This is a genomic window from Cognatiyoonia sediminum (assembly GCF_900129845.1).
GTDB classification, from domain to species: Bacteria; Pseudomonadota; Alphaproteobacteria; order Rhodobacterales; family Rhodobacteraceae; genus Cognatiyoonia; species Cognatiyoonia sediminum.
The window spans coordinates 333,013-352,006 of record NZ_FQXB01000001.1 but is presented as its reverse complement, the minus strand read 5'-3'; the positions used below and the strand labels follow the sequence as shown (position 1 = coordinate 352,006).

Here is an 18,994-nt window from a genome sequence, read left to right as displayed (position 1 = left end):
TTGTTAAGGCCATCGCCAAACCAAGCAAATCACATATGAATAACCTGACCATATGCGTCGAGAACGCTTTCATGCATCATCTCTGACAGCGTTGGGTGCGGGAAAACCGTGTGCATCAGGTCTTCTTCGGTTGTCTCAAGTTGACGTCCAACCACATAACCTTGGATCAATTCCGTCACTTCTGCGCCCACCATATGCGCGCCCAAAAGTTCTCCTGTTTTGGCATCAAACACAGTCTTGATCACGCCTTCAGGCTCGCCCAGGGCAATCGCTTTGCCGTTGCCGATGAAGGGGAAGCGACCGACTTTGATGTCGTAGCCTTTTTCTTTTGCCTGCGCTTCGGTAAAACCAACAGAGGCAACTTGCGGATGGCAGTAGGTACAGCCCGCGATGCTTTCCGGCTTTACAGGATGTGGATGCTTTCCAGCGATGAGTTCGGCAACCATCACGCCCTCATGGCTGGCCTTATGAGCCAACCACGGCGCGCCCGCGATGTCGCCAATTGCATAGAGGCCATCGACGCCCGTACGGCAATATTCATCCGTGACAACATGGGTACGGTCGATTTTGACGCCTAAGCCTTCGAGGCCCAACCCCTCGACATTACCCACAATGCCCACTGCGGAAATCACAGTATCAAACTCGTGCTTTTCTACCTTGCCGCCGGTTTCGATATGCGCTGTGACCTTGCCTTTGGCGCGGTCCAATTGCTTGACCATGGATTTTTCCATGATCTTCATACCCTGCTTCACAAACTGCTTTTTCGCAAATTTGCTAATCTCTTCGTCTTCCACAGGCAGAACTCGGTCCATCACTTCCACCACCGTCGTATCGGCGCCCATGGTGTTGTAGAAGCTGGCGAATTCGATTCCGATTGCGCCGGAGCCGATGACCAACAGTTTCTTAGGCATCCGCGCCGGCTGCAACGCGTGTTTATAGGTCCAAACCAGATCACCGTCGGCCTCTAGCCCCGGCAATTCACGCGCGCGCGCGCCAGTCGCAAGAACGATGTTCTTTGCAGTTAATTCTTCGGTGCCTTTGTCGGTTTTGACCGAAACCTTGCCTTTGGCTGGCAAGGTGGCCTCACCCATTATCGTGGTGATTTTGTTCTTTTTCATCAGATGACCAATACCGCCTGACAGCTGCCCAGCAACTTGGCGAGAGCGTTTGACAACCGCATCCAGATCAAAGCCCAGCTTGTCTGCAGACAGGCCAAACTCTTTTGCGCGGTGCATCAGATGGAACACTTCAGAGGATCGAAGCAGAGCCTTTGTGGGAATACAGCCCCAGTTCAGACAGATGCCGCCCATATGTTCGCGTTCGATAATCGCGACGTTCATTCCGAGCTGTGCACCGCGGATCGCGGCCACATATCCACCCGGTCCAGCGCCGATTACGATCAAGTCAAATGTCTTTCCGGCCATCAGCCTCTCCTCACCGAAATAATTTTGTTTAGCATTAAACTATTTTTTTCAGCGCCGCTAGTGACGCTAGGGAATGGCAGCTATTTACGGGGTGCAATGCTCATTACGCTCGCCAAAGCTGGCCGAATAATCGACAGTGTGCCAAGCTCTGTGCGCATTGCAATGAAATTTGGTGCAGCAAAATGGAGAGGCTTACCCAATGAGCGAAGCGCGTCAGATGGTCAAAGACGTCGCAACCTATTTCGAGAAGGGCTGCGGACGCTGCGATCGGTTCGACACGAAAGATTGCTCGGCTTTGCAATGGGGTGAAGGCTTGCAAGAATTGCGCAGTATTTGTTTGGCGCAGGGGCTAACGGAAACGTCGAAGTGGGGCGCGCCCTGTTACACTTTTTCGAGCCGAAATGTTGCGATCCTTGCAGCGTTTCGGAAAGACTTTCGCTTGAGCTTTTTTGAGGCAGGGTTGCTTAAAGACCCTGAAAGCCTTTTAGAGAAATCTGGCCCCAATACCGCTTTTGCGGATAGCTTTGTCTTTCGTGATGTTTCTGAGGTCGGGCAGCATGTAGAAATCATCGGTCAATATCTTACCGAAGCGATGAGCTATGCCGAACAGGGGCTAAAGGGGCCCAAACCAGAACTTGACTTGGACATGCCGGAAGAACTTGCAGCGGCCCTTGATGCAGACCCTACGCTTGCTGAGGCATTCCATGCGCTGACACCTGGGCGTCAGCGGGGGTATGTGATTAATCTGAATGGTGCAAAACAATCCGCGACGCGGATCGCGCGGATTGAGAAGTTTCGCGACAAGATCCTTGCGGGCAAAGGCCCACTGGATCGTTAGGCTGCAGCACCTTCTTTTAGCTCGTTCAAAATGGCACCGTAACCGCTATTGTTCAAGAAATCCTGTTCCGCAGGCGTGGACTTCCGACCCAAAGCCTTATTCCGATAAGGGAAACGGCCGAACCGGCGAATGATCTCCCGATGGGTGCGTGCATGATCGATGTTGTGCACGCCGGTTTCCGGCATACGGGTATGGAAAAGCCGCACGGCTCGATCCTGATCACATAGGTTTTCCGCGTGCATCAGCGGCATGTAAAAGAACTGCCGCGCGGGTTCGTCGATCTTGAGATCCCATTCGCGCTTAATCGCCATTTTCGCCGCCGCTTTTGCGGCTGGGTCCAATTCGAAGGACTTCGGCGACCCGCGGAACATATTGCGGCTGAATTGATCGATCAGAATGATGTACGCGAGCGTCTCTGACGGACAGGTGAGCCACATGCCCAATGCCCCGTCTGCGGCCCGTTCCCATGTCGAAAGGAATCTGTCGCTGATCTTGGTATCGAGCTCTTCATCGCTCCGATACCAATCTTCCGGACGGCATTCATCTAACCAAAACGACAATACATCTTGAGGTGTCATAACCCCGCACTCCAAAGGCTGTGGCCCCCCCGGGTACCTTGACCCAAGCACGCAAATTTCATTTTGGCAACGCATTTTTAAGCATTTGCCTGCGCTTCTTCTTCCTCTGTCTCAATATAGACCTCCTGCGCGATCTCAGCCGCAACCTGCGTGGTGGCCGCAGACACCGGCACATAGGAGACCGCTTCGAGGTCGAGCTCTCCACGAGGACGCTGGATCATACGCCAGGCCGCATAACCTGCGACGCCAAGCATGAGTGAAGCTGTGAAGAGCCAGAACCCCTCAGCCCCGATGGTTTCCATCATCCAGCCCACAATAAGTGGTCCGGCGATCGCCCCCACCCCATTGATTAAAAGCAACCCACCAGCGGCCGCCGCCATATCTTCCTTTTCGAGGTAGTCGTTGGCGTAAGCGATCAGCAAAGCATAAAGCGGGTTGGAGGTGCCGCCGACAAGGGCGGCAGACACAAGGATAATGGCAAAATTGCCTGTCCATATGAATGCAATCAATCCGCCCAAGCCGCCCACAAGCGTGGTCAAAATAATCAAGATGCGTCGGTCGATGCGATCAGATAGCCAACCTATCGGCCATTGGGCGACCAGTGCCGCTATGTAAATCACCGAAACAAAGAGCGAGACTTGAGACACGCTCAATCCGGCCTGCGTTCCGTAAACGGCGCCCATGCCAAACTGAGCAGAGAAGATGCCACCCAAAAGGAACATGCCGACGCAGGCCAGCGGTGATGCAGAGACCAGTTCGCGCATGGTCATGCTCTTGGCTTGCTCAAACGCAGGCGTAGGGCGGATCGAAAGCAGAATGGGCGCAAACGCCAATGACACGAAAACCGATGGGATGATGAACAAGACAAAGCCGGATACATCGCCTTGCGTGATAATATATTGCGCGGCCACAATGCCCGCCATCTGAACCATCAGGTAAATCGAGAGCGCTTTGCCGCGTGTCTCGTTGCTGGAGGCATCATTCAGCCAGCTTTCAGCGGTGATATAGACCCCACAAAAACAAAATCCGATGATCACGCGCCCGATGGTCCAAGCCCATGGCTCGGTCAAGACGGGGTAAAGGATCAAAACAGCTGATACTGTGGAACCAAGTGCTGCAAAGACACGCACATGGCCGACTCGTTGGATCAGCAAAGGCGTTGTGCGCGAACTGAACAGAAAGCCGACGAAATACGCCGACATGACGACCGATAGTTCAAAGGTGGAGAAGCCCTCGAGCTCCCCCCTAAGCCCAAGCAAGGTGCCTTGCAGGCCATTCCCGATCATCAGCATGAACATGCCCAGAAACAGGGCCCATGAGGCGTTAAAGACCTGAATCATCACGTGTCCCTTTCAGGGGTCTATAGCGGTAGTTAGCCGGACTTCTTGACTGCGTTCTAGACTGCAAACGACTCGAGATGTCGCCTACGGCAATTCGCTGCCATTTGGCATCAAAAGCGAGGCATCGCCATAGGAAAAGAAACGGTAGTTTTGAGAAATGGCATGGGCGTAGATGTCTTTGATCCGATCCGATCCGATCAGGGCAGAGACCAGCATCATCAATGTCGACTTTGGCAGGTGAAAGTTGGTCATCAAGGCATCGGCTATCTGAAATGGAAACCCCGGAGTGATGAAGATATCCGTTGGTCCTTCCCAAGCGTGAAGTTCGCCGCCTTTGGCCGCGCTTTCGATCAGTCGAAGCGCCGTGGTGCCAACGGGGATTACGCGCCCCCCTGCTCGCTTCGTCGCGTTGATCTCATCCGCAGCTTGCGCGGATACATAACCCAATTCAGCGTGCATCTTATGATCTTTGATGTCGTCCACTTTAACCGGAAGGAACGTGCCCGCACCGACGTGCAGTGTGACAAAGGAGAACTCGACACCCATTTCTGCGAGGGTGTCCAGTAAGGGTTGGTCAAAATGCAGCGACGCCGTAGGAGCCGCCACCGCGCCAGAATGCTTCGCCCACTCGGTTTGATAATCAGTTTTGTCCTGCTCATCTGCAGCGCGTTTGGCGGCGATGTAAGGCGGCAAGGGCATGGCGCCTACGTCCGCCAAAGCAGCATCGAAATCGTCGCCGGTCAAGTTGAACACAAGACTCGCTTGCCCGTCTGCACGGCTGACAAGTTCGGCCGAAAGGGCATCAGAGAACTTGATCGTTTCTCCATCGCGCACTTTTTTCAACGGCTTGACCAAGGCCGACCACGTGCCACTGGCTTGCGGTTCGAGCAATGTCACCTCAATGGCAGCCTGCGTTGTGCCTGCTTCGCCCGTTCTGGTGCGGGTGCCCGAAAGGCGCGCCGGAATGACTTTGGTGTCGTTGAGCACCAACCGATCTCCAGCGCGCAACACCTTCGTTAGATCAGCGACGATCAGGTCCTCGATCCGATCCGGCCCAGCGACAAGCAGTTTGGCTGATGTCTTTGGATTTGCTGGTCTTGTGGCGATCAGATGCTCTGGCAGATCGAAATCAAAATCTGACAGCTTCATTGAGACACCTGCGGCGGGGGTCTGCGGAACAATTCGCGGAACATACCCGGTGTCAGCGCAGAGAGCGGGTTGACCAAGACATTCGGGTTGTCCGTTTGCCCGGTAAGATTGAAATTGAAGCCGATCAATCCCTCGCCCTTCCGCGTCAAAAGTGATCCAATACCGTTCAATAGATAAACGGGCGAAATGACCCCCTGAAAATCCATCGATTTGCTGGCGAGCGTGTAGATGCCATCAATGGAAATGCCAAGCCCCGGACCGACGGCGCTGGCTTCGGTGACAATGAGTTGGGTAGGGGTTAGTCGGAAACGCGCGTCGACTTCCTCTAACGCCAAGCCTTGGCCGTCGAGTTGTTGCAGAAGGCCCACTACACTGATGGCGTCTAGTAGGGCAGCCATCGCGGGTGCATCTCTGATGCGGAGGCGTTCAATCTTTAGAACCCCGTCAAACACGCCATCTTGTTCAGCAGGGATCAGAAACAGATCGAGAACGCCGCCCACACCGTTCCGAAGCAAACCCGCTGCAGCTGCCGCCCTGCCCGCATCATCAGTTTGTAAACGCATGGCCGTGCGCCCATTTTGCGGCACAAGTGTTCCACGGATGGCGGTCTGGCCGTTTATGTTTGCTGTAAACTGACCGCTCAGACCGACACCTTCGTCGAACGCCCCTCTGAAGTCGGTCAACGCGATGCCTTCCGTGACCTGCAACCGGTCAAAATTTAAATCCAACGGACCGGAGCGAGATTGCCCTCCACCGAAGCTCGCTTGCCGCAAATCGAGCGCACCACCGTTGATCTGAACAGCGGCCGGTCGCCCTGCGCCCCGTCCACGCAAAGTGACTGGCGCATTGAGCCAATTGCCGACCCGAAGTTGCGAGAATTGTGCGCGTTCGAAACCGCCAGTTGGTGAAAGGTCGACCGATCCCACCAAATCCAGCCCCGGCCCATCAATCTCCAAACGATCCAATTGAACAGGGTTTGCCAGCGACCCGCTGATGGAAAGAAGGCCCGTTGCACGCTCGCTCATCGACCAATTCAGGGCCGGAATGGATAATCCGACGCCTGCAAGGTCTGTCGTCATTTCGAACTTTGGCGGCGCGTCCTTTGGCAGAGCTATTTCGAACGTACCTCTACCTTCGCCTCTCAGAGTGCCGGGCGGTAGTGAGATGTTGAAACCATCGAGGAAGCGTTGCGAAAGCTCTACCTCACCTGACACCAGACGCCCGCCATCGGGCCCGAAGGTTTGGGCGTAGTTTGCGTTTAGCGGCACGCCATCGACGCTCAGGTCGCCTTCAAGCTCAATACGATCAGCCGTGACAGCCAAGCTGAGATCGGGAGCGGAAAGGCTTCGGTTTGGGATCAGCCTGTCGCTAGCGACACGACGCAGATCTGCGTCAAAGGAAAACGCAACTTCCGGCTTGGTCAGTTTTTTCTTCAACGGAAACGTCACAAGGCCATCAAACTGGGCCAAGCCGTCAGCAAGTGTGACAGGCAAGTTTGCCTTTTGCATGAATTCGAAAGGCGGCAAATCCAGCGTCGAAAGCGCTGCTGTGATGGAACTCGCACCGCGGATATTCAGATCAATCGGGCCACCTTTGACGCGCAAATCTCTGATTTCAAGATCAGAGCCTTCGAGATCAATTTGTCCCCCCTGCGGAGCTTCGATGTAGCCTTCGTCTACGCTCAGAAAAAACGCATTGTCGAGGAAGCTGGCGTAGCCCGATCCGTTCTCAAGTGGCGGCAAATCTTTCAGGTATTTGACTGTGGCGTCTTCATACTGAAACCCAACACTGTACATCGCAGGCAACTCGGGGCGGATACGCACACCGCCTACCATGTCGACCAAAACGCCGGTCGAGACATTCTCCGTCAACCACTCTCGCGTCCCAACCTTTCGGCCTTCTGGCCACCATGCACGCAGGTCGGTGTGTTCGATACGCGGGACTTCGAAATCCAGATCCGCCGTGACACCTTGGCCGTCCACCAAAACGCGCCCTGCGGCTTGCAATGGTTGATGCGCATCATGAACGACGAACTGCCCGATATCTAAAACAAACGGATCGAGCGAGGCACGCAGATCGATGCTTGCACCGTCGATGGATTTGGGCTCCGCAAAAATGCCTGGTGGAGACAGGGTGACTTCTCGCATCGTAAATTGGCTGATGATTTCTGTAGGCAGGCCTTGTTCCGTACCAATCAGGATCAATTGGCCTTGAGCGTTCAGACCGCCCCAATTAGATGACATCAACACGTCGTCGAATGTCACGATGCGGGTGGCGGGGTCAAAACTTAGGAGTGCCTGCGCAGTTTCAAACTCCAATCCGGGTGTATTCGGCCCAGTTTTCACGACCCCTTCGTCCAAATTGAGGGCGACGCGAATAGGCGTGAAGACCCCGCCCTCTTCGATGGACATGTGCAAAGACGCGGTGAGTGGTGCGTCAACATTTGCAAGAAAACTCACCGCAGAACTTTGCGCGGCCAGATCTTTGGCTCTGATGTTCTCTATTGAGACAGCAAGATCAGCCTGACCAGATGACCGCATCTGCCGTAGGTCCAGCGCGGCCAACCCCATTTCACCAGACGCCTGCACGAACGGTAAATCGGCCACCGCCAGCAACTGATCTCCTCGCAGATCGAGCGAAACCCCTCCACTCTCCACCTGCCACGTCTGATCTGAGCGATCATCACGGTAGATGATGGACAGGTCGGCGAGTTCGATTTGCTCCAACGCGACGAGCGCGGGTTGTTCAAACACCTGCTCGACCTGCGTGAGAAGCGAAATCAGGTCGGGGGCTGTTTGTGCGGGACCTGTGGTGTTGTCAAAAGACAAGGCGACCTCGCCCTCAGCTGTCCGATTGAGCGTTAGTTCAATCCCACTGAAAACCACCTCTTGCAAAAGGGCTGCGCGCTCGAGCACCAAACCACGGGGGGAAATAAGGCCGGAGATCTCATCCACATTGACCAAAACTTCACCATTGGCATCACGGAGGGTTGTGTCCTCCAACCGCAAACTCGGATGCAAATCGCGACCGACATTCACGTTGATCGCGCCAAACTCGATCGAGCCACCAGCAAGCGCTCTCTCCGCCCGCTGGGACACTTCAGACTTGACCCAACTCGGTGCCGTGATGTCGCGGTCAAACAGCATCACCGCTGCCACCAAGGCAAACAGAACCGGCAGGAACAGCAACAAGCCCACAGACCGTAGAGCATGCCAAGCGACCTTTCGCTTTGACCTTGCTTTGGTCTTTGGTTCATCTGCCTGTTCGGTTTCGGTCATAAGGCCCCTTTAACTTTGGCCTTTGTGCCCTAAAACTCATTGCAAATGCAGTCGAAAATTCAAAAGGAAGGCATAAAATGGCTGATTTGAACATCGGTGATCCAGCGCCCGGTTTCTCTCTCCCTCGTGATGGCGGTGATGAGGTCTCGCTTTCAGACCTGAAAGGGCAAAACGTGGTGCTTTATTTCTACCCCAAAGACGACACTCCTGGCTGCACCAAAGAGGCCATCGCCTTTACCGGCCAAAAGGATGAGTTTGCCGCGCTCAACACCGTGATCTATGGCATTTCCAAAGACAAAGTCGCCAAACATGAAAAATTCATCGCCAAGCATGACCTTGGAATCCCGCTTTTGTCGGACGAAAAGGGAAGCATGTGCGAAGACTATGGCGTTTGGGTTGAAAAATCGATGTATGGCAAGACTTACATGGGGATCGAGCGCGCAACTTACCTGATTGATACTGAGGGTAAAATCGCTCAAATCTGGCGCAAAGTGAAAGTGCCAGGCCATTCAGACGCCGTGCTGGACGCGGTCAAAGCGCTCTGAGGATCAAAAGATGAAACCACTTCGAGAAATGGCGGTCGATGTGCTGTCGACGGCAGATGGTCGCACCAAGACCGCCCTTTCTCGACAGTATGCGGCAGAGTGGCAGGCAGCGCGGAAGGCGGGTGAACTGCCGGAGCTCGGCCGCGCGAACCCGCCGGATTTTCCGGCCCGTCCGAGTGAACCAGAGCTTCTGGACCCGCGCGATGTTCCGAAACGCAAACCGGGATCAGAGGCGGGTCGATTGGCTTTGCTTCATGCGGTGGCCCATATCGAATTGAATGCGGTTGATTTGCATTGGGACATCATCGCGCGGTTTCCAGATATCGAGATGCCGATTGGGTTCTTTGACGATTGGGTCAAAGCCGCTGATGAAGAAAGTAAACATTTCAATCTGATGTGCGACTGTCTTGAAGCGCTTGGAAGCCACTATGGCGCGCTCCCTGCCCACGCAGGTATGTGGCGTGCGGCAGAAGATACCACAGGCGATATCATGGCCCGCCTTGCCGTCGTGCCAATGGTGTTGGAGGCGCGCGGGCTTGATGTGACCCCTGGGATGATCAAGCTCTTTAAACAATCCAAGAACCAGCAGGCGATAGATGCTTTGGAAGTGATTTATGCCGAAGAGGTGCATCACGTCGCTTACGGGTCAAAGTGGTTTAATTTTCTCTGCGGACGGGACAACCTTGATCCGACAGAGGTTTTCCATAGGTTGGTCCGCAAGTATTTCCACAGCACACTGAAACCGCCGTTCAACGAAGAAAAACGCGCAGAAGCCGGACTACCGCCCGATTTCTATTGGCCTCTCACCGAAGAATACGAAGCAAGGGCGTGAAGCGGCCCCTACGTCATCGGCAAAGACTCGCCAAGACGTTCGTATTCAACATGTTTTTGGTCAAAATCGTTGCAGCATTGGGTTCAATTCGTTAACAAACTCGGGTGCATTTTGGTGGGGGCCGAAATGCGAGGGATGGATGGGGCTAGGAACGACAACGTGAAATCACGGATTGCACATCGCATTCACGCGAAATTGGAAAAGCACTTTCCAGAAAAGAGACTCTTTCTGAGATCTGACACCGAAACGCGGTTCATTCGATTGAAACCGGAAACCCAGCTTGTGGCATGGGCTGGTGGAGCGGCAGTTGTCGCCTGGACAATTGTGGCCACCGCGATCTTGCTGATGGACAGTATCGGTTCAGGCAACTTCCGCGCTCAGGCGCAGCGCGATCAGTTGATCTATGAACAGCGCTTGAATGCTTTGTCTGATGAGCGCGACGCGCGCGCAGAGGAAGCCATCGCCGCCCAGCAGCGGTTTAGTTCTGCCCTTTCGCAAATCTCGATGATGCAGACCGAGCTCCTCCGCACCGAAGAACGGCGTAGGGAGTTGGAGACTGCTTTGGACGCTGTTCAGGGAACGTTGCGCGACACCATGCAAGAGCGTGAGGTTGCGCGCAGCGAGCTTGCTGAGATAACAGAGAATGGCGGCGCGGCGGCTGTTGCCTCATCGCAAGAGGGCGATGGAACAGTTGACCTTCTTGCAACAGCGCTTGCCGAAACCGCGGCAGAACGCGATATGATCGCCTCCGATGCCGAATACGCCATCAACCATGCCGCCGAGTTGGAACTTGAGTTGCGGTTGATGGAAGACAAAAACGACGAAATCTTCCGTCAGTTGGAAGAGGCGATGTTGGTCTCCGTTGAACCTTTGGATCAGATGTTCCGGAGTGCAGGATTAAACCCCGACAGCCTACTGTCGGCAGTTCGCCGTGGATATTCCGGTCAAGGCGGACCTTTGGCGCCGCTGCAATTCTCCACCAGTGGCGGGACCATCGACCCAGATGCCGCGCGGGCCAACAGCATTCTGGACCGCATGGATCGCATCAACATGTATCGGATCGCGGCAGAACGCGCGCCGTTTGACATCCCAGTGAAATCGAACTTCCGCTATACCTCCGGCTTTGGCCCGCGATGGGGTCGCATGCACGCAGGAACGGATTTTGCAGCACCTGTGGGCACTCCAATCTATGCGACAGCAGACGGGGTGGTCACCCATGCAAGCTGGTCCTCGGGCTATGGCAGACTAATAAAAATCCAACACGACTTTGGCATTGAAACACGATACGCCCATCTTAACAGAATTCGTGTGAATGTCGGTGAAAGAGTCTCGCGTGGTGAGCGAATAGGTGATATGGGCAATTCTGGACGGTCCACTGGACCACATCTGCACTACGAAGTGCGCGTTGGCGGCAATGCCGTCAATCCCATGACATACATAAGAGCTGGACAGAATGTTTTCTAAATCCAAAATCAACGAGCCTGGCCCAAGCGCAGACACTCCTGCTAAAGCTGAAAGCAAGCCAGCGGCTCCTGCCCCATCAACCCCTGCGCCATCTGCGCCAAAGGCAAAGCCGCCGGCATCTCAGCTGTCGTCTGATTTGCTGATCACAGGGAACCTGAAAACCTCTGGCGACATCCAGATCGAAGGTCAGGTCGAAGGCGACATTCGTGCACATCTGTTGACCGTCGGCGAAGGCGCGACCGTCAAGGGCGAAGTCGTTGCCGATGACGTTGTGGTCAACGGCCGTATCGTTGGCCGCGTGCGTGGCTTGAAGGTTCGTCTAACTTCGACAGCGCGTGTTGAGGGTGACATCATCCACAAAACCATCGCCATCGAAAGCGGCGCCCACTTTGAAGGGTCCGTACAGCGCCAAGACGATCCTTTGTCTTCTGGCAGCAGTTCGAAGGCGAAAGCTACGGATTAGCTGAACTTTGCGAGCAAACGAAAAGCGGACCAATAGGTCCGCTTTTTTTGGTTAGTCGGAATGAAGCTTAGGTTTCCACCATACCAACATGTTGGTGTACCAATCTTCTGACCCTTGGAACGAAGTGCCGAAAATCTGGCGTCTCCATTCCCGCAATTTTCCCAGCTTCGTCTAAGTACCGAACGGCAATGATCTCTTTGAGGTTGGGGTTTTTCTCAAACTCTTTCACTTCCTGTTTCGACATGGGACCACCCTGCAGGTTGAGCGAATGGACCGATGCCTCGGAAAGCCTTTCAAAGTAAGTGGGGTTTGTCGCGCAAAGATAGCGCTTAGCCGCCACATGATATTTACAGCAATCCGTGACGACCTTCGGGAAAAACCGTTCTAGCACTTTTGCACCGGCATCCTCGTGGTGGCGATCTTCCACGTCGTCCATCGTGAATGTCCCAAATTCAGAGGTGAAGTGCCCAATATCATGGAGGAGCGCACCGACGATGATCTCATCAGATTGACCGTTTTGCTCTGCGATCGTTGCCCCTTGAAGCATGTGTTCGCCGATTGTCACGGGCTCGCCTAAATACTCTTCCGCACCTCGCCTTTCGAAAATGGACGCTAGAAACTCAACGATATTTTCCGCTGTCAAATCTGTGGGTTTGTCGGTCATTTTGCGCCCTTTCCGGCCTTACGACGCAAGGCGTTTCTCGTCGACAAAAGCCCATCTTTGTCGGCGTAACACCCTTGAAGCCATCGTTTTCCGGTTCCCGAATAGGCTTTCCGCGCATGTAAAACGCGGGTGTTGTCCACGATAAACGCCTCGCCAGGCTCTAGTCGGAAAACAACTTCCATGGCCGGATCGTCGATGATCTCACCCAAACGACGATATGCTTCATACCAGAGTCCCATATTCTCAAAAGGTACATCTGTTACGGCCGAGAGAGATCGGTTGTTAAACCTAACGCCAATGAGCTCTCCATCCGGCGCAAGCTCAATCAATGGCCTCTTAGATGTCAGACAAACCCCGTCTTCGCCAGCGTATTCGAACCGGGCACAGTACTCGGAGAGCACATCAAAATGCTCTGGCGATTCCTCTTTCAAGCGAAGAGCACAGGCAAACCCGTCCACCACCATATTTTCACCGCCCGCCGCCGAGCTTTCCAGACAATAGAGAACTTGGATTGTGGGAACAGGATCGCGGTAGGGATTGTCCGTATGGGCCTGCAAACCAAGACCGGTAAAGGCTAGATTGGTCGGGTTCACTTCCGTGCGTACTTCAAAAAGCTTGCCGTAGTTGGTTTCGCGAACAAAACCAAAAAGGTCTACGACATCGAACAGCGCTCCTTCGGAGACCGGCCCGCCCTCGACTTTGCCGAAACCATATCTGGCAATCTTTTCGATCCAATCGGAATAGATGTCACCTCGCTGGGCGAGGTCTGATAATTTTGCAGATGGCACGCTAGATTGGAGAGTCGAATCCCACTTTGTGACCTCGTCAGACAGCCAGCCATTTCCTTGGTTCGATCCGATATCATATGCGTTTTCAACCAACCAGCCCAGATCGAACGACGCCGTCTTTTCTTCTGGCGCGAAAGTTATGTCGAGACTTCCACCGTCGGCTTGCACATTAGAAATTCGTATATCCTTAGGTATGTCGCGCAATGCAATCAGTCGCTGCCCATTCCCGGATGATTTCGTATCAGGGTCGGGAGAATTATCTCTCAGCCAAATCGCATGGAAGCGAATGGTGTTTTGCTGCGTGGCTAATGTGAGAATGCCGCCGTCCTCACTCACAGAAACGTCCATGGTCTAGCTCCTCAAAACACAGTCGTTGAGGAAGATACTTGTCGGATTGCACAAGACGATCAAGACAGTTTGCGACATTTGCCTCGCCTGCAACTGGCTGATGGTCCTTCACTAAAGCGCCTGATGCCAGATTTGCGCCAGCCGCAGGAGTTTCAAATCCGATCCACGCGGCCCGAAGAGTTGCAAGCCCATTGGCCGTGGCTTAGGCCGCAATGGAACCGCGACGCTTGGCAATCCGATAAGGCTGACGGGGATTACGACCTCCATCCAGCGATGATAGGTATCCATGGATTGGCCGGCGATTTCTTTCGGCCAATCCCAGTCGATCGGGAAAGGCCAACACTGCGCAGACGGTAGTACCAAAGCGTCATAGGATTGGAAAAGTTCATGTGCCGCTTTGAACCAGTTTGACCGGATCACGCTGGCGCGCTGCACTTCCATCGCAGAGAGTTTTCGGCCCCGTTCAATCTCCCAAATCGCTGCGGGCTTGAGATGCGCACGCGTTTTCTCTTGGGCATAGAGAGTCTCAAGCCCCGACGCGACCGACCAAGAGCGGAGGGTTGTCCACGCCTCCCAAATCTCTGCGGCACTCATCGGCGGTGCTACGGGTTCGATGATCGCGCCAGCAACCCCAAAGCGCGTTAGCTCCGCTTCGCAGTGGTTTATGACACCCTCTTCCATCAGATAGGCGCCGCCCCAATCAGCCAGCCAGCCGATGCGCGCGCCTTTGATGTCCACCTCTAGGTTTTGTTCCAGTTCAAACCTTGGCAAACCATGCGGTTGCCGCGGGTCAGCACCAGATTGGACGCTCAAGAGCAACGCCAGATCTCGCGGCGTTCGGGCCATCGGACCATTGGTAGACAGTTGATGAAGAAACGTGTCGCCAACAGGCTCTGAGGGCACCAAGCCCCACGTCGGCCGCATCCCATAAACGCCGTTCCAGCCGGCTGGGTTTCGCAGACTGCCCATCATGTCAGACCCATCCGCGATGGAGACCATGTTCAAAGCCAAGGCCACCGCTGCGCCGCCCGACGACCCACCCGCCGACATACCTGGCAAGATTGCGTTCTGCGTGGCGCCATGCACCGGGTTGTAGGTATGGCTGCCCAACCCAAATTCAGGCGTATTGGTCTTGCCGATGACAATCGCGCCGGCGTCCTGCATCCGCTGAACCATGATGTCGCTTGCATGTGCGACCTGCCCCGCAAATAGAGGCGAGCCCATCGAGGTTGGTAAGCCGGCCACATTTGCCAGATCTTTGACCGCGATCGGAAGGCCCGAAAGCGGGCGATCTTTTGGTGTCTGATCGCAGGCGCGTGCCTCGTCCAACAGCGCATCCTCTGGCCGAAGTGAGACGATGGCGTTGGCCGTTCCATTGACCGTCGCGATCTGGTCGAGGGTTGCTGCCATAAGATCTTCGGCACTCAATGCACCGGTCGTCATGAGACGCCGAAGGTCAGTGGCATCATTGCTTAAGATTGGGTCCATGATCCGACCCTAAGCGAAGATTTTTATTCGTCCAAGATTAGTCCTCAGCCTGAGCATCCGCGCGGCTCTTGCCGGATACGTCCATCGCCAAGGTCGCGGCCATGAAAGCATCCAAGTCGCCATCAAGAACGCCTTTGGTATCTGATGTCTCATGGTTCGTGCGCAGGTCTTTCACCATTTGGTAGGGCTGCAAAACGTAAGATCGGATCTGGTTGCCCCAACCAGCATCGCCCTTGTTTTCATGTGCTTCGTTGATCGCCGCGTTCCGCTTATCCAGCTCCATTTGATAGAGTCGTGATTTCAACGCTTTCATCGCGATATCACGGTTTTGGTGCTGGGATTTTTCGGAACTTGTCACCACGATTCCTGTTGGTTCGTGAGTGATCCGAACGGCGGAATCAGTGGTGTTCACGTGCTGACCACCCGCACCGGAGGACCGATAGGTATCGATACGAATGTCGGCGGGGTTTACCTCAATCTCAATATTGTCATCGACAACTGGGTACACCCAAATCGAGCTAAACGACGTGTGCCGCTTGGCAGCACTGTCAAAAGGCGAAATCCGCACCAAGCGATGGACGCCGCTTTCGGATTTCAACCAACCGTAGGCGTTGTGCCCGCTGATCTTATAGGCAGCGGATTTAATGCCCGCCTCTTCGCCAGCCGTTTCAGACTGCAATTCAACCTTATAGCCCTTCTTCTCAGCCCAACGGATATACATCCGCGCTAGCATCGACGCCCAGTCGCAGCTTTCCGTGCCACCCGCGCCAGAGTTGATTTCGAGGAAGGTATCATTGCCGTCAGCCTCACCATCCAAAAGCGCCTCAAGCTCTTTATCAGCGGCCATACTCTCCAGCGCTTTGATCGCCTCTTCGGCCTCCGACACCACTTCGAAGTCGTCTTCCATCTCTCCCAATTCGATCAGGTCGATGTTGTCCTGCAACTCGGTCTTGATCTTTTCATAGCCTTCCATCGCATCGACAAGCAGCTGCCGTTCGCGCATGAGCTTTTGTGCGCCCTCAGGATTGTCCCAGAGGTTCGGGTCTTCCACCCGCGCGTTGAATTCCTCCAACCGATGCGGCGCGGTTTCGTAATCCATCCGCTGCGCCAAAAGGTCGAGCGACTTTTGAATGGCTTCGACTGAGTTTTCGATTTCCGCGCGCATTTGGGGTGACTTTCTTTTGTGCGAATTGGCTTGAGGGCTGTGATACCCCCCGCCCTACAGATCGGCAAGATGTGGTTAGTACAAGCCGCCAGACGAGAGCGATCCGAACGACGCTTTCGGACCCACCGTGGCAGTTTCACCGGTCGATGTCGTCACCTGACGCGCTTGGCTTGCGACCTCATCAAAGAGCGGAAGGTCCGCCCCCATTGCGAAGCCGCCGTCGAACATGATGCCAAAGATCGGCTCTTCGCCTGGCCGGAAGCATTCGGCCACAACATTCTCGCCCTGCGTTCCATCTGGAAGACGTGCGCCAGTGAAGCGGTCGATGCTGATGAACTGGCAGCCTTCAGGCGCGCGGAACGCGCCGCCGCCATAGGTCTCGATCGCCTCGGACATGAAGCTCTGGAAAACAGGGCCGCAGATGCCGCCGCCAGACGCACCCCGTCCCAACGAACGAGGCGTATCAAAGCCGATATAACAACCCGCGACGATGTTGGACGAGAAACCAACGAACCAAACGTCTTTCGCGTCATTGGTCGTACCTGTCTTACCCGCAATCGGCACAGGAAGGTTGATTGCACCGCTTGCTGTGCCCCGCTGAACTACGCCTTGCATCATCGATGTCAGCTGGAACGCGGTAACTTCGTTCATCACCCGCTCTCGGTTCGATGTGATCCGCGGCGCCTGCCCCTCGGCCAGCGGCGCATCGCAATCCCAGCACGTGCGCTGATCATGGCGGAAGATGGTATTGCCATAGCGGTCTTGCACGCGGTCCACCAAGGTTGGCTCAACCCGCTCACCGCCGTTGGCAAACATCGCGTAGGAGGCGACCATCTGGTAAAGCGTTGTTTCGTCTGACCCGAGTGACGTCGCCAGAACTTGGTTCATGCGGTCATAGACGCCAAACTGCTCAGCATAACTCGCGATCACATCCATGCCGACTTCTTGAGCAAGCCGAACCGTCATCAGGTTTCGAGATTGCTCAATCCCAGTGCGCAACGGTGTAGGGCCGTAAAACTGGTTCGAGGCGTTCTGTGGGCGCCAAACGCCTTGCGGTGTGTTGATCTCGATCGGCGCATCGACAACGATGGTTGCGGGCGAATAGCCACTGTCCAAAGCTGCCGCGTAGACAAACGGCTTAAATGACGATCCGGGCTGACGGCGGGCCTGAGTTGCGCGGTTAAAGGATGAATGCTGGAAGCTAAAGCCACCCTGCATCGCCAGAACGCGGCCTGTGTTCACGTCCATCGCCATAAAGCCGCCTTGCACTTCGGGCACTTGGCGTAAGGTCCACCCTTCGTCCAGCTTGCTAACATGGATCACGTCGCCAACTTCGAAGTTGTCAAAAAGGTTGCCGCTAAACCAAGATGTGTCAGATCGCGGCACGACATTGCCGCGCACATCATCACTGGCGATATCTTCGATACCCAACCGAAGTTGCTGATCCTCGACGCCTAGAACGACTGCTGGATACCAGCGTCCCCCAAGTTCGATGTCGCGGGCGACGTCGGTATTGGCCAATGCCTCACGCCAGCTTTCCTCTGTCGCCAACGCCTCAGCAGCAATGTTTTCGCCTGTGCCACGCCAAGCACCGACGCCACGGTCATAACGCTCAAGCGCTGTTTGCAAGGAAAGAGCAGCTTGCTGTTGAAGATCTGGATCTACCGTCGCTCGGATCGAATAGCCGGAAGCGGAGAAATCTACGTCATCTTCGCCAAACTGGCGGGTTAACTGGCGACGGACTTCAGAGCTAAAGTAATCGCGATCAGGACGTTCGCTTTGGAAGCTTGGAAAATCACCGTTCTGAACCGTCCGAAGCGGGTCGGCCAGCGCGGTTTCGTATTCTTCCTCTGTCAGATAGCCGTTCTCAAACATCTCGCGCAGGACGAGGTTGTTGCGGCGATCGAGCGCCGCTTCGCGATCATCAACGGGATGGTAGCTATAGGGCGCTTTCGGATGCACAGCGAGGAACGCAGCCTCTGCTGGGGTCAATTCGTCCAAAGGCTTGTTAAAGTACGATAGAGCGGCAGCGGTCACACCAAAGCTGCGCACGCCGAGGTCAATTTCGTTGAGGTAGAGTTCAAGAATTTGCTCTTTGCTCATCGCGCCATCGATGCGCGCAGCAAGGATGATCTCCTTGATCTTTCGTTCCGCGGTTCGACCACCATCGAGTAGGAAGTTCTTCATCACCTGCTGTGTGATCGTGGACGCACCGCGGACCGTATCGCCTCTTGTCGCCACTGCTTCATAAGCAGCAGCCGCTATGCCGCGTGGGTCAAAACCAGCGTGTGTGTAGAAGTTTTTGTCTTCCGCTGAAATAAAGGCCTGCTTTACAATATCAGGGATTTCTTCGGCAGGCGTGAACAAGCGGCGTTCAACCGCATATTCATCAATGATCTGACCTTCTTGATTGTAAATCCGGCTGATCGTCTTTGGCGTATATTGCGACAGCACCTCATAGGACGGCAAATCGCGGCCGTACATGTAGAAGACAGCCCCAACCACAAGCGCCATCATCGCGATGCCCAATGTGAGCATCGAGAAAATTGTGCCAAAGAAGGATAAAATGAACCGTAACAAGGGGTGCCTGAACCTCGACCAAACGTTGTCATCTTATATGGGGTGGCTTT

Annotated in this window: 15 protein-coding genes; 5 read left to right on the top strand and 10 right to left on the bottom strand. The window is 54.8% G+C overall.

Annotated elements, in window-relative coordinates:
- Window positions 1-29 precede the first annotated feature (29 nt).
- Complete coding sequence (gene lpdA, locus BUA85_RS01760; protein ID WP_072898816.1) at window positions 30-1,424, bottom strand: dihydrolipoyl dehydrogenase; 1,395 nt, start codon at window positions 1,422-1,424, stop codon at window positions 30-32.
- Between the two features lie 199 nt (window positions 1,425-1,623).
- On the opposite strand from lpdA, the gene BUA85_RS01755 reads away from it, so the two are divergent.
- A complete protein-coding gene (locus tag BUA85_RS01755) occupies window positions 1,624-2,262 on the top strand; it encodes a YdeI/OmpD-associated family protein (protein WP_242648971.1) in 639 nt (212 codons plus the stop codon).
- Here the strand turns inward: BUA85_RS01755 and BUA85_RS01750 are convergent.
- From BUA85_RS01750 to BUA85_RS01735, 4 genes are all read right to left on the bottom strand, one after another.
- On the bottom strand, window positions 2,259-2,840 hold the full coding sequence (locus BUA85_RS01750; RefSeq protein WP_072898814.1) for a DUF924 family protein: 582 nt from the start codon (window positions 2,838-2,840) through the stop codon (window positions 2,259-2,261). The two genes, BUA85_RS01755 and BUA85_RS01750, sit on opposite strands and share 4 nt — an antisense overlap.
- A gap of 77 nt (window positions 2,841-2,917) precedes the next feature.
- Window positions 2,918-4,180, bottom strand: a complete 1,263-nt coding sequence (locus BUA85_RS01745; protein ID WP_072898812.1) for an MFS transporter — start codon at window positions 4,178-4,180, stop codon at window positions 2,918-2,920.
- An 84-nt stretch (window positions 4,181-4,264) separates the two neighbouring features.
- Entirely contained in the window at window positions 4,265-5,329 is a 1,065-nt protein-coding gene (gene queA / locus BUA85_RS01740; protein ID WP_072898810.1) for a tRNA preQ1(34) S-adenosylmethionine ribosyltransferase-isomerase QueA, read from the bottom strand.
- The gene (locus tag BUA85_RS01735) at window positions 5,326-8,607 is read right to left on the bottom strand and encodes a YhdP family protein (RefSeq protein WP_072898808.1); all 3,282 of its coding nucleotides are present in this window, start codon (window positions 8,605-8,607) and stop codon (window positions 5,326-5,328) included. The genes queA and BUA85_RS01735 overlap by 4 nt, the downstream gene beginning before the upstream one ends.
- A gap of 77 nt (window positions 8,608-8,684) precedes the next feature.
- Between BUA85_RS01735 and bcp the strand changes: the two genes are divergently transcribed.
- From bcp to BUA85_RS01715, 4 genes are all read left to right on the top strand, one after another.
- Complete coding sequence (gene bcp / locus BUA85_RS01730) at window positions 8,685-9,152, top strand: thioredoxin-dependent thiol peroxidase (RefSeq protein ID WP_072898806.1); 468 nt, start codon at window positions 8,685-8,687, stop codon at window positions 9,150-9,152.
- Between the two features lie 10 nt (window positions 9,153-9,162).
- Window positions 9,163-9,984 carry a ferritin-like domain-containing protein gene (locus tag BUA85_RS01725; RefSeq protein ID WP_072898804.1) on the top strand — a complete coding sequence of 274 codons (822 nt, stop codon included), beginning with the start codon at window positions 9,163-9,165 and terminating at the stop codon, window positions 9,982-9,984.
- Between the two features lie 159 nt (window positions 9,985-10,143).
- Window positions 10,144-11,448: a M23 family metallopeptidase gene (locus BUA85_RS01720; RefSeq protein ID WP_242648970.1), complete on the top strand. Its 1,305-nt coding sequence runs from the start codon at window positions 10,144-10,146 to the stop codon at window positions 11,446-11,448.
- On the top strand, window positions 11,438-11,911 hold the full coding sequence (locus tag BUA85_RS01715) for a bactofilin family protein (RefSeq protein WP_072898800.1): 474 nt from the start codon (window positions 11,438-11,440) through the stop codon (window positions 11,909-11,911). The genes BUA85_RS01720 and BUA85_RS01715 overlap by 11 nt, the downstream gene beginning before the upstream one ends.
- Before the next feature lie 67 nt (window positions 11,912-11,978).
- Here the strand turns inward: BUA85_RS01715 and tmpB are convergent, their stop codons facing one another.
- The 5 genes from tmpB to BUA85_RS01690 form a co-directional block, all read right to left on the bottom strand.
- Window positions 11,979-12,575 (bottom strand): (R)-1-hydroxy-2-trimethylaminoethylphosphonate oxygenase, encoded by a 597-nt coding sequence (tmpB, locus tag BUA85_RS01710; RefSeq protein ID WP_072898798.1) that lies wholly within the window; start codon window positions 12,573-12,575, stop codon window positions 11,979-11,981.
- Window positions 12,572-13,711: a 2-trimethylaminoethylphosphonate dioxygenase gene (gene tmpA, locus BUA85_RS01705; protein ID WP_072898796.1), complete on the bottom strand. Its 1,140-nt coding sequence runs from the start codon at window positions 13,709-13,711 to the stop codon at window positions 12,572-12,574. Before tmpA ends, tmpB begins: the two co-directional genes overlap by 4 nt.
- Window positions 13,712-13,822: 111 nt before the next feature.
- Window positions 13,823-15,199 (bottom strand): amidase, encoded by a 1,377-nt coding sequence (locus tag BUA85_RS01700; RefSeq protein WP_072898794.1) that lies wholly within the window; start codon window positions 15,197-15,199, stop codon window positions 13,823-13,825.
- Between the two features lie 37 nt (window positions 15,200-15,236).
- Window positions 15,237-16,364: a peptide chain release factor 2 gene (gene prfB, locus BUA85_RS01695; RefSeq protein WP_072898792.1), complete on the bottom strand. Its 1,128-nt coding sequence runs from the start codon at window positions 16,362-16,364 to the stop codon at window positions 15,237-15,239.
- Window positions 16,365-16,439: 75 nt separating this feature from the next.
- On the bottom strand, window positions 16,440-18,944 hold the full coding sequence (locus BUA85_RS01690) for a penicillin-binding protein 1A (RefSeq protein ID WP_072898790.1): 2,505 nt from the start codon (window positions 18,942-18,944) through the stop codon (window positions 16,440-16,442).
- Between the last annotated feature and the right edge of the window lie 50 nt (window positions 18,945-18,994).

Excerpts from the sequence above, each read along its gene's own strand:
- prfB (WP_072898792.1), bottom strand. The coding sequence starts at position 16,364 with ATGCGCGCGGAAATCGAAAACTCAGTCGAAGCCATTCAAAAGTCGCTC.
- tmpB (WP_072898798.1), bottom strand. The coding sequence starts at position 12,575 with ATGACCGACAAACCCACAGATTTGACAGCGGAAAATATCGTTGAGTTT.
- BUA85_RS01725 (WP_072898804.1), top strand. The coding sequence starts at position 9,163 with ATGAAACCACTTCGAGAAATGGCGGTCGATGTGCTGTCGACGGCAGAT.
- BUA85_RS01715 (WP_072898800.1), top strand. The coding sequence starts at position 11,438 with ATGTTTTCTAAATCCAAAATCAACGAGCCTGGCCCAAGCGCAGACACT.
- BUA85_RS01700 (WP_072898794.1), bottom strand. The coding sequence starts at position 15,199 with ATGGACCCAATCTTAAGCAATGATGCCACTGACCTTCGGCGTCTCATG.
- queA (WP_072898810.1), bottom strand. The coding sequence starts at position 5,329 with ATGAAGCTGTCAGATTTTGATTTCGATCTGCCAGAGCATCTGATCGCC.
- tmpA (WP_072898796.1), bottom strand. The coding sequence starts at position 13,711 with ATGGACGTTTCTGTGAGTGAGGACGGCGGCATTCTCACATTAGCCACG.
- BUA85_RS01745 (WP_072898812.1), bottom strand. The coding sequence starts at position 4,180 with ATGATTCAGGTCTTTAACGCCTCATGGGCCCTGTTTCTGGGCATGTTC.
- BUA85_RS01735 (WP_072898808.1), bottom strand. The coding sequence starts at position 8,607 with ATGACCGAAACCGAACAGGCAGATGAACCAAAGACCAAAGCAAGGTCA.
- BUA85_RS01750 (WP_072898814.1), bottom strand. The coding sequence starts at position 2,840 with ATGACACCTCAAGATGTATTGTCGTTTTGGTTAGATGAATGCCGTCCG.
- bcp (WP_072898806.1), top strand. The coding sequence starts at position 8,685 with ATGGCTGATTTGAACATCGGTGATCCAGCGCCCGGTTTCTCTCTCCCT.
- lpdA (WP_072898816.1), bottom strand. The coding sequence starts at position 1,424 with ATGGCCGGAAAGACATTTGACTTGATCGTAATCGGCGCTGGACCGGGT.
- BUA85_RS01755 (WP_242648971.1), top strand. The coding sequence starts at position 1,624 with ATGAGCGAAGCGCGTCAGATGGTCAAAGACGTCGCAACCTATTTCGAG.